This is a genomic window from Microbacterium foliorum (assembly GCF_006385575.1).
Classification (GTDB): domain Bacteria; phylum Actinomycetota; class Actinomycetes; order Actinomycetales; family Microbacteriaceae; genus Microbacterium; species Microbacterium foliorum_B.
Genome location: NZ_CP041040.1, coordinates 914,578 through 928,182 on the forward strand (window position 1 = coordinate 914,578; position 13,605 = coordinate 928,182).

Genomic DNA, 13,605 nt, shown 5'->3' on the forward strand with positions numbered 1-13,605 from the left:
CGCGTGCGCCCGGTAGTCTGGGGTGGTGACCATGGAGATCGAGCTCGGCCGAGGCAAGCGTGCGCGTCGCGCGTACACGTTCGATGACATCGCGGTGGTGCCTTCGAGGCGCACCCGCAACCCGGAGGATGTGTCGACGGCCTGGACCATCGACGCCTTCGGCTTCGGCATCCCGGTGCTCGGCGCCCCGATGGACTCCGTCGTGAGCCCTCAGACGGCGATCATGCTCGGACAGCTCGGCGGACTCGGCGTCCTCGACCTCGAGGGCCTCTGGACCCGCTACGAGAACCCGGAGCCGCTTCTGGCCGAGATCGCCGCGCTCGACGAGGGTGAGGCCACTGCGCGCATGCAGCAGCTCTACTCCGAGCCGATCAAGCCGGCGCTCATCACGCAGCGCCTCGCCGAGATCCGCGAGGCAGGCGTGACCGTCGCCGGATCCCTGACCCCGCAGCGCACGCAGGAGTTCTACGACACCGTCGCCGCGGCAGGCGTCGACCTGTTCGTCATCCGCGGCACCACGGTGTCGGCCGAGCACGTCTCGAGCGTCGACGAACCGCTCAACCTCAAGAAGTTCATCTACGACCTCGACGTCCCCGTCATCGTCGGCGGAGCCGCCACCTACACCGCGGCACTGCACCTGATGCGCACGGGGGCGGCCGGCGTCCTCGTCGGATTCGGCGGGGGAGCGGCATCGACCACCCGCGCCACTCTCGGCATCCATGCTCCGATGGCCACGGCCGTCTCGGACGTCGCCGCCGCCCGTCGTGATTACCTCGACGAGTCGGGCGGACGCTACGTGCACGTGATCGCAGACGGCGGCGTCGGAACGTCGGGCGACATCGTCAAGGCGCTCGCGATGGGGGCAGATGCGGTCATGCTCGGCGTCGCGCTCGCCCGCGCCACGGACGCACCCGGTCGCGGCTTCCACTGGGGTCCCGAAGCGCACCACCCGAAGCTCCCCCGCGGCCGCCGCGTCGAGGTCGGCGGCATCGGCACGCTCGAGGAGATCCTCTACGGTCCTGCCCCCGTCGCCGACGGCACGTCGAACCTGATCGGGGCGCTCCGCAAGTCGATGGCCACCACCGGATACTCCGACCTCAAGGAGTTCCAGCGGGTCGAGGTCGTCCTCGCGCCCTACGAGGCCTGAGGCACGCACGACGCTGTGACTTCTGCTGCTCTGTTCCCGCCCACGCTTCGCGAGGTCATGCTCCGGGGACGCTGGATCGGGATGCTCGTGCTGTGCCTGGTGGTCGCCGGTGTGTTCGCGTGGCTCGGCCAATGGCAGCTCGAGCGTGCGATAGAGACGGATCCACCTCCTGCCGGCGCGACCGAGCAGGTGCGCCCGTTGGCCGACGTCGTCGAGCCGGGGCAGTATCTGCCCGAACCGCTCGTCGGGCAGAAGGTCGAGACGACGGGGACCTGGATCCCCGATGACTTCCTCATCGTGGCGAGCCGCTTCAACGACGACGTCGAAGGCTACTGGGTGACCGGTCAGCTGCGGGTCGCTGAGCGCACGTCGATCGCGGTGGCCATCGGCTGGACGGCCGACCGTGCGGTCGCCGATGCGGCGGTTGCGGAGCTGAACGAGGGCGACGCGGAGGTGTCGATCGTCGGGCGGGTCATTTCGGACGAGGGGCCCTCCCTGCCGCCGAAGGACGATCCGCAGCGCATGGACCGGATGTCGACAGCCGCGCTCCTGAGCCACTGGCATGACATCGACGACCTCGATGTCTATCGGCCGTACCTGGCCTCGGTCACCGCGACCGCAGGTCTCACCGACATCTCTTCGCCCGCGCCCGACGAGCAGTCGCCGGTGAACTGGCTCAACATCTTCTATGCCGCCGAGTGGGCGATCTTCGCCGGGTTCGCCTTCTATCTCTGGTACCGACTCGCGAAGGACCAGTGGGAGCGAGAGGTCGAGGAGTTCGAAGACGCCGTGGCCACAGCCGGCGATCCCGCCTGACTCGACCCGCATTCGCGCGGAGGCCTGCGCGCATCTGAGCGCTTGCTCGCACGATGTTCCACCTTCGTCAGGGGCGCCTTCGGACGTTCGGTGAGGGCTTGGTTACCAATCGGAAAACTCCGTTGAGGTTGTCCGAGGGCCTCCGTATGCTCGCTCACATGTGCGTCAGCTGAGAGCTCGCACAGCCGCGGTTTCACGAGATCCGTCGCCAGACCACACCCGAGGAGACAACACAGATGATGTCCGCTCCCGACGCCGCGAACCGCCAGGTTCCCGGGTCAGATCGCAGAAGTCGGGGGCGTCTCGGCGTTCTCGCCGCCACCTGCGTCGCCGCACTGGGCGCCAGCGCCCTGATCGTCGCGCCAGCCTCCGCAGATGTCTCGGGAACCGGGGTGGTGATCAACGAGGCGTACCTCTCCGGAGGCAGCGCCGGTGCCGCGTTCACGAACAAGTTCGTCGAGCTCTACAACCCCACGGCGGCACCCGTCACCCTCGACGGGCTCTCACTGCAGTACCGATCCGCGACGGGCACCGCAGCCTCCAACGGCGTCGCACCGCTGACCGGCGTCATCCCCGCGGGCGGCCACTATCTCGTTCAGGCAGGCAGCAACGGAGCCAACGGCGCCGCACTGCCCACGGCCGACGCCGTGAGCACCCTCAACCCCAGCGGCACGAACGGCACACTCGCACTCGTCGAGGGCACGGCGGCGATCACGCTGACCCCCGGCTCGGTCACAGGTGTCGACGGTGTCATCGACGTGCTCGGCTACGGCACCTCGAACACGTTCGAGACCGCCGCGGCGACGCCGCCCGCAGGGAACACCGACGTCAAGTCGCTCAACCGCACCGGCGGCAAGGACACCGACGACAACAAGGCCGACTTCAGCCTGTCGCCGACCATCACGCCGCAGAACGCCGGCACCGTTCCCGATCCGGACCCGGACCCAGAGCCCGAGCCCGAGCCGACCGAGGTGTCCATCGCCGAGGTGCAGGGCACGACGGACGTCTCGCCGCTGAACGGCCAGACCGTCACGGTCGAGGGCGTCGTCACGGCCGACTACCGGACCGGCGGCTACAAGGGCATCGTCATCCAGACCGAGGGCTCCGGCGGGTCGAACGACGCGACGCCGGGAGCATCAGACGGTGTCTTCGTCTTCCTGAACGCGCTCGCTCCCACGCTCGCGATCGGAGACCTCGTCTCGATCACCGGCTCGGTCAGCGAGTACTTCGGCCAGACCCAGCTCAACCCGGCGTCGCTGAACGGCATCTCCGTGGTGCAGGCAGGCGTGGGCGTTCCTGAGGTCACGCCTCTTCCTGACGCCGCAGTCGGCGTCGACCGCGAGCAGTACGAGAACATGTACGTGGCTCCCGCGGGCACATACCGCCTCGCGTCCAGCCACCAGCTCTTCAACTTCGGAACGCTCTGGTTGAACGCCGGCGCCGACCTGAACGTCAAGAGCACCGAGACCACGCGTCCGGGCGCCGAGGCCTCGGCGATCGCGGCGGCCAACCGGGCCAACCGCATCCTGCTCGATGACGGATGGTCGATCCAGGTCTCGAACAGCGGCCACCCGAACGACCAGCCGTACTTCACCAAGGACCTCATCGTCCGCAACGGCGACACCGTCGACTTCAGCGACAGCGGATACGTGCTCCAGTACGGCTTCGACGACTGGCGTCTGCAGCCGGTCGTGCCGATCGACAGCACCTCGTCCGCCGAGCTGAAGGTGGGATTCGAGGCGACGAACCCTCGCGCTGACTCGGCTCCGGCGGTGGGCGGCGATGTGCAGGTGGCATCGTTCAACGTCTTCAACTACTTCACGACGCTGAAGAGCGAGAACTCGAACGCCCGGGGCGCGGCGAACGCGGCCCAGTTCGAGATCCAGAAGTCGAAGATCGTCGCGGCGATCAACGGACTGGACGCTGAGATCGTGTCGCTGATGGAGATCGAGAACTCGATCAAGCTGGGCGGCACCCTCGATGAGGCGCTCGCCGACCTGGTCGACGGACTCAACGACGCGCTCGGCAGCGAGGAGTGGGACTACGTCCGCACCCCCGACGAGCTGAACGACTCGGCGACGACCGACTTCATCACCAACGCGATCATCTACAAGAAGGATGCCGTCGGCACCGTCGGTGAGAGCCTCACGGTCACGGATGAGACGGTGTGGAACAACGCGCGCGAGCCGATCGCGCAGGCGTTCGACATCGACGGGCGCGTCGTCACCGTGGTGGCGAACCACTTCAAGTCGAAGTCGGCGCCCGAGGGCGGCGGCACCGAGCCGGCTGACGGTCAGGGCTTCTTCAACGCCGATCGTGTGAAGCAGGCCAACTCGCTCAAGAGCTTCACCGAGGAGATCGAAGAGGTCACGGGGAGCAGCGACATCCTGCTCATCGGCGACTTCAACGCCTACGCGAAGGAAGACCCGATCGAGGTCTTCACGAGTGAGGGGTGGAGCGACGTCGCAGGCGAGAAGGCGCCGGGCCAGCACACGTACACGTTCGACGGCGAGCTCGGCTCGCTCGATCACGTGCTCGCGTCACCGTCGCTGGCCGAGTCGATCACGGGCGCAGGCGTGTGGAGCATCAACTCTCCGGAGTGGAGCGATCGCGGATACGCGTTCGGCGCCACCGAGGCGGGCACGCCGTTCCGCTCCAGCGACCACGACCCGATCGTCGTCGGAGTCTCTTCTGAGATCCCGCCGGTGAGCATCGACGTCGTCACGATGAACGATTTCCACGGGCGCATCGAAGCCGACGGGGCTGCCGCGGGCGCGGCGGTCGTCGCGGGAGCGGTGCAGCAGTTCCGCTCGGAGAACCCGAACACGATCTTCGCCGGCGTCGGCGACCTGATCGGGGCCTCGACGTTCACCTCGTTCATCAACGACGACAACCCCACGATCGACGCGCTCAACGCGGCCGGTCTCGACGTCAGCGCTGCGGGCAACCATGAGTTCGACCAGGGCTGGGAAGACCTGCGAGACCGCGTGCAGGACCGCGCGGACTGGGAGTACATCTCGTCGAACGTGTTCGTCACCGAGACCGGCGAGCCCGCGCTCGCACCGGCATGGGTGAAGGAACTCGACGGCGTGCGCGTCGGTTTCGTCGGCGCAGTCACCGAAGACCTCGACTCGCTCGTGTCCCCTGAGGGCATCGCGGATCTCGAGGTGCGCAGCATCGTCGATTCGGTGAACGCCGTGGCCGACGACCTCCGCGACGGAGACGCAGCCAACGGAGAGGCGGATGTCGTCATCCTCCTCGTCCACGAGGGCGCTTCCAGTGCCGAGCTGTCGAGCATCACTCCGGACTCGCCTCTGGGCGAGATCGTCTACGGGGTCGATGAAGACGTCGACGCGATCGTGTCGGCTCACACTCACCTCGCGTACAACCACGTCATCGACGGCCGCCCGGTCATCTCGGCAGGGCAGTACGGCGAGAACCTCGGTCTCATGAACCTCCAGGTCGACCCGAAGACGAAGGACCTGATCTCGATCACCAACGAGATCAAGCCCCTCACCTCCGGCGGAACCGCCCTGTACCCGGCGGTTCCCGAGGTCGCCGACATCGTCGCGAAGGCGAAGGCCGAGGCAGACGTGCTCGGCGCGGTCAAGGTCGGAGACATCACCGCCGACTTCAACCGCGCTCGCCAGGCGAACGGCTCGGAGAACCGCGGTGGCGAGTCCACCATCGGCAACTTCGTCGCCGACGTGCAGAAGTGGTCGACCGGTGCCGACATCGCGCTGATAAACCCGGGCGGCATCCGTGCCAACCTGACATACGCCTCGTCGAACGCGAACGACCCGAACGGCAACGTCACCTACCGCGAGGCGGCGACGGTGCAGCCGTTCGCCAACACGCTGGTGACGCTGTCGCTCACAGGCGCGCAGCTCAAGGGAGTGCTCGAGGAACAGTGGCAGCCGGCCGGTTCGGCGCGACCGTTCCTCAAGCTCGGCGTCTCGGAAGGGCTCGTCTACACCTACGACCCCGCCGCGGCTCAGGGTTCGAGGATCACCTCGATCACGCTCGACGGCACGCAAATCGACCCGACGGCGAACTACACGGTCGCAGCGAACTCGTTCCTGGCAGCGGGTGGAGACAACTTCTTCACCTTCCGCGAGGGGGCGGGCAAGCGCGACACCGGCAAGATCGATCTGCAGTCGATGGTCGACTGGTTCGACGCGAACCAGACGGCCACTCCCGACCTCGCGCAGCGCGCGGTGGGTGTCTCGGTCAGCGCCCCGGATGCCGACGGCTACAGCGCCGGTGACCAGGTGACCGTCGCGCTTTCGTCGCTGGCGTTCAGCGCGGGGGAGCAGGCGCCGGGTGAGGTGACGCTGTCGCTCGGCGGCACGCAGCTCGCCGCCGGTGCAGTCGACCCGACGATCGTCGACGCGACCGATGAGGGCGGGCGCTCGTCGCTCGGCTTCACGGTTCCGTCGGGCGTCTTCGGAGAGCAGGTGCTCACCGTCGCCGTCGCCGGGACGGGCACGACCGTGCAGGTGCCGTTCACGATCGCGGGTGAGGAACCGGCCGAGTTCGCCGGCTCGATCGACCTCGGCTCGTCGAAGGTGGCCGCGGGCAAGAAGCTCACGGTCACGGGCGAGGGCTACCTGCCGGATGAGACCGTGACCGTCGAGCTGCGACCGAAGAAGGGATCGGCCGTCGAGGTCGGCACCGTCCAGGTCAAGACCGACGGCACCTTCTCGACCTCGGTGACGGTGCCGAAGAGCACTCAGCCCGGTAAGTATACGGTCGCGGTGTCGCAGGCAGACGGAGACGAGGCGACCGCCACGGTCACCGTCAACCGCGCAGGCGGCATCGGCGGGATCATCGGCGGCATCATCGACTGGCTGTGGGATCTCCTCAACGGTTGGTTCTGATCTGATGCAATGACGAGCGGGCCGGGGGAGGGATCCCCCGGCCCGCTTCGTCGTCCGGAGCCTTCGTGCACGCACCGAAGGAATAACCACATCGCTACTTGTTTTTAGTTTGTTTTCTGTTGTATCGTGTGGGAAAGTTTCCCACCCGCAACGGAGCAACGGAGCAGCGATGTACGCGATGGAGCGACAGCAGGGCATCGAACGGATCCTGGCCGACGACGGACGAGTCTCGGTCGTAGACCTGGCGCACCGCTTCGACGTGACGACGGAGACGATCCGCCGCGACCTCGCAGCGCTCGAGGAGACGGGTTCGCTCGTCCGCGTGCACGGGGGAGCAGTCGCGAAAGACGACAGCACGAATGAGTCCTCGGTTCTCGAGCGCATCCAGCAGCACGGCCCCGCGAAGCGGGCCATCGCCGACCGCGCTCTGGCGGCGCTGGGCCCTGAGTTCCACGGCTCCGTGTTCATCGACGCGGGCACGACCGCTGCGGCCGTGGCCGAGGGGCTGTCCGCTCGCGCCGCCACCGCGCCGCAGGGATACCCTTCTACGAACGGCTCGCGTGCACGCGTCGAGGCTGTGACGCACTCCCTGACGATCGCTCCGGTGCTCGCGGTCGCGCAGGACATCTCGCTCACCGTCATCGGCGGCCGGATCCGCGGAGTCACGGCCGCGGCGGTCGGCGCCGAGACGGTCGCGGTGATCGGTCGTCTGCGACCTGATGTCGCATTCATCGGGACCAACGGAATCTCCGCCGGTTTCGGTCTCAGCACTCCGGATCCTGAAGAGGCGTCCGTCAAGGCCGCCATCGTCCGCGCGGCACGTCGGGTGATCGTGGTGGCGGACTCGAGCAAGCACGACAGGGAGCTGCTCGTCTCGTTCGCGTCTCTGAGTGACATCGACGTGCTCGTGACGGATGCGGAGCCGCCGGCAGACCTCGCGACAGCGCTCGCCGACGCGGACGTCGAGGTGTGGATCGCATGATCGTCACCCTGACCGTCAATCCCGCACTCGACCGGACGATCGCGCTCGAGGCACCTCTGCGACCCGGCGAGGTGCAGGCCGCTCTATCGTCGCGGGAAGAGGCCGGGGGCAAAGGCGTCAACGTCGCGCGCGTGATCGCAGCGGCCGGCGCCGACACCGTGGCTGTGCTGCCGCTCGCGGTCGATGACCCATACCGCACCCCACTCGCCGCAGCATGCGTCGCGACGATCCCGGTTCCCGTTTCGCGGACGATACGGACGAACCTCGCGATCACGGATCCCGACGGGGTCACCACCAAGGTGAATCTCGCCGGGAGCCCGTTGAGTCCCGCGGATTCGAAAGCCGTCGTCGAGGCCGTCGTCGAGGCGAGCGCGGATGCCGGATGGCTGGTGCTCGCGGGGTCGCTTCCCGAGTCAGCCGTCGCCTCGTTCTACGTCGACGTCGTCCGTGCCGTGCGCGAACGGTGGGGGGATCGCGCGCCGAGAATCGCCGTCGACGCCTCGGGCCCCGCCCTCCGCGAGGTCGTCGCGCACGGAGCGGTCGACCTGATCAAGCCGAATGACGAAGAGCTCGCCGAGCTTCTCGGAACGGCCGTGGATGGGGCGAGCCCCGAGGATCTCGTCGACACCGTACGCGCCGTCGTTCCCGACCGCGTCGCAGCCGCGCTCGTCACCCTCGGCGGAGCCGGTGCGGCACTGGTGACGGCTCGGGGCGCATGGTTCGCCGCCGCGCCGCGGATCCGCCTGGTGAGCACCGTCGGTGCCGGAGACAGCTCGCTCGCGGGATACCTGCTCGCCGACCTCGCGGGAGCGGATCCTGCGGCCCGACTCACCGCAGCTGTTCGCTACGGCGCCGCCGCGGCGTCACTCCCCGGGTCTCAGGTGCCGACACCGGCCGACCTGGGGCACCACGACATCTCTGTCCGATCGATCTGATCACTGACGACCACTGGAGGTCATCATGTCCGACACCATCACCGCCGAGCTCGTCAGCATCGACGTGCCGCTCGGCACCGACAAGGCGGCTGTCATCCGCGCCCTCGCAGAGCGGGTCGCCGAGCAGGGGCGCGCCCGCAGCGGCGAGGCGCTCTTCGCCGACGCCTGGGCCCGCGAGCAGATAGACGAGACGGGCCTTCCCGGCGGTATTGCGATTCCCCATGCGAAGAGCGCGTCGGTCACGACGGCCACTCTGGCGTTCGCCCGGCTCGAGCCCGGCGTCGACTTCGGCGCGCCTGACGGTCCCGCCGACCTCGTCTTCCTCATCGCTGCACCGGACACCGCCGCCGAGGCTCACCTCGCGATCCTGTCCAAGCTCGCCCGCAGTCTGATGCAGGACGAGTTCACGGGTGCGCTGCGGGCTGCGGGTTCTGCCGACGAGGTGGTCCGGATCGTCGACGCCGCGATCGCAGATGAGCCGGTCGCCGGTGAGCCCGCCGATGCACACGACAAGGCGCAGCCGGTGACTCCTGCCGTATCCTCTGCGGCAGGAGGAGCCCCGACAGCGAGGATCGTCGCGGTCACCGCCTGCGCCACAGGAATCGCGCACACGTTCATGGCCGCCGACGCACTGACCGCCGCCGGCCGCGAAGAGGGCATCGACCTCGTCGTGGAGCCGCAGGGTTCCAGCGGGTACAAGGCGCTGCCGCAGAGCGTCATCGATGAGGCGGACGCGGTGATCTTCGCGGTCGACGTCGATGTGCGCGAGCAGGAACGCTTCGCGGGCAAGCCGGTCATCCGCTCGGGCGTCAAGCGCGGCATCGAGGAACCGAAGCAGCTCATCGCCGAGGCGATCGCCGCGGCGGGCGATCCCTCAGCGGCGCGGGTCTCCGGAACCACGGCCTCTGTCGCATCCGGTGCCTCGTCCGCTGCCGCCCCGCAGTCGATCGGTCGGCGGATCCAGCGCATCCTGCTCACGGGTGTGAGCTACATGATCCCGTTCGTCGCGGGTGGTGGTCTGCTCATCGCACTCGGATTCCTGTTCGGCGGTTACGAAGTGAACGCCGACAACCAGGCGTTCACCGTGATCCTCGAGAACGCGCTGTGGGATCTTCCCGCGGGCGGGCTAGGGCAGTACATCGGATCGGTGCTGTTCGTGATCGGCGCGACCTCGATGGGCTTCCTGGTCTCGGCACTCTCCGGGTACATCGCCTTCGCCATCGCGGACCGACCCGGCATCGCCCCCGGGTTTGTCGCCGGTGCCGTCGCGGTGCTCATGAACGCCGGCTTCATCGGCGGCATCGTCGGCGGTCTGCTCGCCGGTGTGGTCGCCTGGGCCATCGGCCGCATCGACGCCCCGCGCTGGCTCCGCGGCCTGATGCCCGTCGTGATCATCCCGCTCCTGGCGTCGCTTGCGGCATCCGGTCTCATGCTCCTCTTCCTCGGTCGACCGATCGCCTGGCTGATGCTCGTGCTCAACGACTGGCTGACGGGACTCGCCGGCACATCGGGAATCATCCTGGTGGGGGTGATCCTGGGGCTGATGATGTGCTTCGACCTCGGCGGCCCCGTCAACAAGGTGGCCTACGCCTTCGCGACCGCCGGACTCGCCTCAGCCTCCACCGACAACCCCACTCCGTACCTGATCATGGCCGCGGTGATGTGCGCAGGGATGGTGCCTCCGCTCGCCATGGCGCTCGCGTCCACCGTGCTCGACCGCCGGCTGTTCACTCCGGTGGAGCGCGAGAACGGCGTCGCGGCGTGGCTCCTGGGTGCGTCCTTCATCAGCGAAGGGGCCATCCCGTTCGCTGCTGCGGACCCGCTGCGGGTGATTCCCGCGTCGATGCTCGGAGGAGCGGTGACGGGTGCGCTGAGCATGGCACTGTCGGTGCAGTCCCTCGCACCGCACGGGGGGATCTTCGTCTTCTTCGCGATCGATCCCATCTGGGGCTTCCTTCTCGCGCTGGTGGCGGGAACGCTTGTCAGCGCGTTCGCCGTGGTCGGCCTCAAGCGCTTCGCGAGGTCGAAGACATCGAGCGAAGTACCCCTCGCCGCTGCGGCGGCCTGACCACCGGCGCGGAACTCGCGTCGGGACACGAAACGAAGGAGAGAGATCGACATGACAGAACGACAGGCGATCATCGCGAGCGGCTCCGGCCTGCACGCTCGTCCGGCCAAGCTGTTCGTGGCGGCCGTGCAGGAGAAGGGCATACCCGTGACGATCTCGACGGGCGGTGGTGCCGAGCTCAACGCCGGCAGCATCCTCGCGCTCATGGGCCTCGGGGCATCGAAGGGGACGACCGTCACTCTGCGCTCCGATGCTGAGGGGGCGGAGCAGGCCCTCGACGAGCTGGCAGCGCTGCTCGAGACGGATCTCGACGCCGTCTGAGGTCGCCCTTCCTCTCGGGCCGTCAGCCCCTGACCTCACGGGGTCAGGGGCTGACGATCTCGACCTCGGCCTGGGTGAGCGCTGCGGCGAAGTCGGGTGCAGGGGAGGCATCCGTGACCAGGTAGTCGGCCCGATCGAGGGTCGTGACCTGGGCGAACAGCCGTCGGCCGAACTTCGACGAGTCGGCCAGGATGGCGGTGCGGTCGGCGCGCTGGATCATCTCGGCCATCATGTTCGCGTCGCCCATGTTCGACGTCGAGAAGCCCGCCTCATCGATCGCGCCCACGGCGATCAGCGCCAGATCGCAGCGGATGTCGACCTCCGGTCCGCCCGGGGTCATCATGAACGTCACGGGTCCGGTGGTGGCCTGGGTGATCGCGCGCACGGCGCCACCGAACACGTAGAGGTCGCGGAAGGCCGAGGGGGAGATCTCGGCGGGGATCCGCAGATTGTTCGTGGCGATCGTGAGGTCGCGGTGATTGCGAAGGGCCCGCGCGAGGGCCAGGGTGGTCGTTCCGGCGTTGAGCATCACGACCGCGCCGTCGTCGATGAGCCCCGCGGCGAGGCGAGCGATCGTCTCCTTCTCCTCGGTCTGCATCCGCAGGCGGACGTCGAGCGCTCGGTCCTTGAGCTGCCCCTCCGCACTGACGGCTCCTCCGTGCGTGCGGATCACGACGCCTTCGCGGTCGAGCTGATCGAGATCGCGACGGATCGTGTCGATCGAGACGTGGAAGTGTTCGGCGAGGCCGCCGACGGTCACTTCTCCCACCTGCTCGACGTACGAGGCGAGATCCGCCTTCCGGCCCGCCGGGAGGCGGCGCTTGGGTGACGGTGCGGTTGCTTCCATGCACACATCTCTAGCACATAAGAGCGAGGAAGTCGGCAGACTTCAGCAGAAAACTGCAGATCGGATGCGGTGGAGGTTGGGTCTGCAGCGCCCGCCGTGGCGGGGAAGTGGGATGAATCTGTGAGTACATCCATCGAATAGCGCAAAGAAGTGCTTGACGTTCTCGCAAATGACGGCATAACATTGCTCAAAACCGCATGAACAAGCATCGAAGCGCGTGTGCGGCACGATCTCGAAGAGGAGAAGTGATGATCACAGTGGGACGAGGGCGACGCATTCTCAAGCTCGCCGGCGCCGCGACAGCAGCCGTGACAGTCCTGGCCGTGGCTGGGTGCGCGGCAGGCGACAGCGGAACCGACGGCGGGGACGGCGGAGACGTCACGATCGAATTCGCGCAGTGGTGGGAGCCCGAACTCCCCGACGGCGAGTTCCGGGCGCTCATCGACGAGTTCGAAGACGCGAACCCGGGCATCACGGTCGAGCTCGTGAGCGGACCGTACGCATCGACCAAAGAGCAGCTCTTCGCCGGAGCAGCATCCGGCACCATGCCCGACGTCGTCGGTCTCGACGGCGCGTGGGTGAACGACTTCGCCTCTCAGGGCGTCATCTCCGACCTGAGTGCTCTGATGGAGGAATACGACTACGACGACAGCGAGCTGGCCAGCCAGATCCAGGTCGATGGCAGCACCTACATGATCCCGGTCGTGAACTTCGTCTACCCGATGTTCACGAACGACAGCCTGCTGGCAGAGGCGGGCGTCACCGCCCCGCCCACCACCCGCACGGAGTTCGCGGATGCAGCCTCGAAGGTCTCGGCGCTCGGCGGCGATGTCTCGGGCTGGGTCCTCCCGCTCTCGCTCGAGGCTCCCAACGGCGTGCAGAACGACGTCATGTCGTGGGTATGGGCCTCTGGCGGCTCGATGCTGAAGGACGGCCAGCCCGACCTGACGAACGACGACGTGACCTCGGCGGTCGATTTCATCGGCGGCATGTGGGACGACGGCTCGATCGCCTCGGGCTCCTTCACGATGAAGGAGCAGGACAAGGTCGAGGAGTTCACCAACGGTCGGGTCGGCATGATGATCGACTCGCTGGCGCACATCAACCTGATCCGCGAGACGAACCCCGACCTGCAGTTCTCGATCTCGGCGCTGCCGGCTGAGGACGGCTACGACGGCGAGCGGGGCATCCCTTACGCATCCTGGGGAATCGGCGTGGCCGAGAACTCGGAGCACAAGGAGGCGGCGTTCAAGCTGGTCGAGTTCCTGATGAGCGAGCAGACCAACTCCGAGCTGTCGACGATGGCCAACGCCTTCCCCGGCAACTCGACGTCGGTTCCCGGATTCGTGGAAGACGATGAGCTGTTCGCGCAGGCATTCGAGATCTACCAGGCCGGTTACCCCGCCAACGAGTTCACCGGGCTCCCGGTCGCCGAAGAGCTGATGCGTCAGCTCGGAGAGCAGCTGCAGTCGGCCTTCGACGGGCAGCAGTCGATCGACGACGCGCTCCAGAAGGCACAGGAGGAGTGGGTCGGCGAGTTCTGATCCTCCGCCTCCCCACCTGAACGGGGTGCCGCATCGCGACGAGTGCGGTGCGGCACCCGACCAAC

The 13,605-nt window shown here is 67.7% G+C and carries 9 protein-coding genes; 8 read left to right on the forward strand and 1 reads right to left on the reverse strand.

Features of this window, described 5'->3' with window-relative positions:
* Nucleotides 1–31: 31 nt before the first annotated feature.
* From FIV50_RS04440 to FIV50_RS04470, 7 genes are all read left to right on the forward strand, one after another.
* Nucleotides 32–1,147: a GuaB3 family IMP dehydrogenase-related protein gene (locus FIV50_RS04440; protein ID WP_042539210.1), complete on the forward strand. Its 1,116-nt coding sequence runs from the start codon at nt 32–34 to the stop codon at nt 1,145–1,147.
* A gap of 57 nt (nt 1,148–1,204) precedes the next feature.
* On the forward strand, nt 1,205–1,963 hold the full coding sequence (locus FIV50_RS04445) for an SURF1 family protein (protein ID WP_140038629.1): 759 nt from the start codon (nt 1,205–1,207) through the stop codon (nt 1,961–1,963).
* A 236-nt stretch (nt 1,964–2,199) separates the two neighbouring features.
* Nucleotides 2,200–6,843: an ExeM/NucH family extracellular endonuclease gene (locus FIV50_RS04450; protein ID WP_140036377.1), complete on the forward strand. Its 4,644-nt coding sequence runs from the start codon at nt 2,200–2,202 to the stop codon at nt 6,841–6,843.
* A 169-nt stretch (nt 6,844–7,012) separates the two neighbouring features.
* A complete protein-coding gene (locus tag FIV50_RS04455) occupies nt 7,013–7,825 on the forward strand; it encodes a DeoR/GlpR family DNA-binding transcription regulator (RefSeq protein WP_140036378.1) in 813 nt (270 codons plus the stop codon).
* Nucleotides 7,822–8,760: a 1-phosphofructokinase family hexose kinase gene (locus FIV50_RS04460; RefSeq protein WP_140036379.1), complete on the forward strand. Its 939-nt coding sequence runs from the start codon at nt 7,822–7,824 to the stop codon at nt 8,758–8,760. The genes FIV50_RS04455 and FIV50_RS04460 overlap by 4 nt, the downstream gene beginning before the upstream one ends.
* Before the next feature lie 25 nt (nt 8,761–8,785).
* Nucleotides 8,786–10,828 (forward strand): PTS fructose transporter subunit IIABC, encoded by a 2,043-nt coding sequence (locus tag FIV50_RS04465; protein WP_140036380.1) that lies wholly within the window; start codon nt 8,786–8,788, stop codon nt 10,826–10,828.
* 51 nt (nt 10,829–10,879) lie between these two features.
* Nucleotides 10,880–11,149, forward strand: a complete 270-nt coding sequence (locus FIV50_RS04470) for an HPr family phosphocarrier protein (RefSeq protein ID WP_140036381.1) — start codon at nt 10,880–10,882, stop codon at nt 11,147–11,149.
* 43 nt (nt 11,150–11,192) lie between these two features.
* Here FIV50_RS04470 and FIV50_RS04475 read toward each other — a convergent pair whose 3' ends face one another.
* Nucleotides 11,193–11,996, reverse strand: a complete 804-nt coding sequence (locus tag FIV50_RS04475) for a DeoR/GlpR family DNA-binding transcription regulator (RefSeq protein WP_140036382.1) — start codon at nt 11,994–11,996, stop codon at nt 11,193–11,195.
* A gap of 248 nt (nt 11,997–12,244) precedes the next feature.
* On the opposite strand from FIV50_RS04475, the gene FIV50_RS04480 reads away from it, so the two are divergent.
* The gene (locus tag FIV50_RS04480; RefSeq protein WP_140036383.1) at nt 12,245–13,540 is read left to right on the forward strand and encodes an ABC transporter substrate-binding protein; all 1,296 of its coding nucleotides are present in this window, start codon (nt 12,245–12,247) and stop codon (nt 13,538–13,540) included.
* The last annotated feature ends 65 nt before the right edge of the window (nt 13,541–13,605 follow it).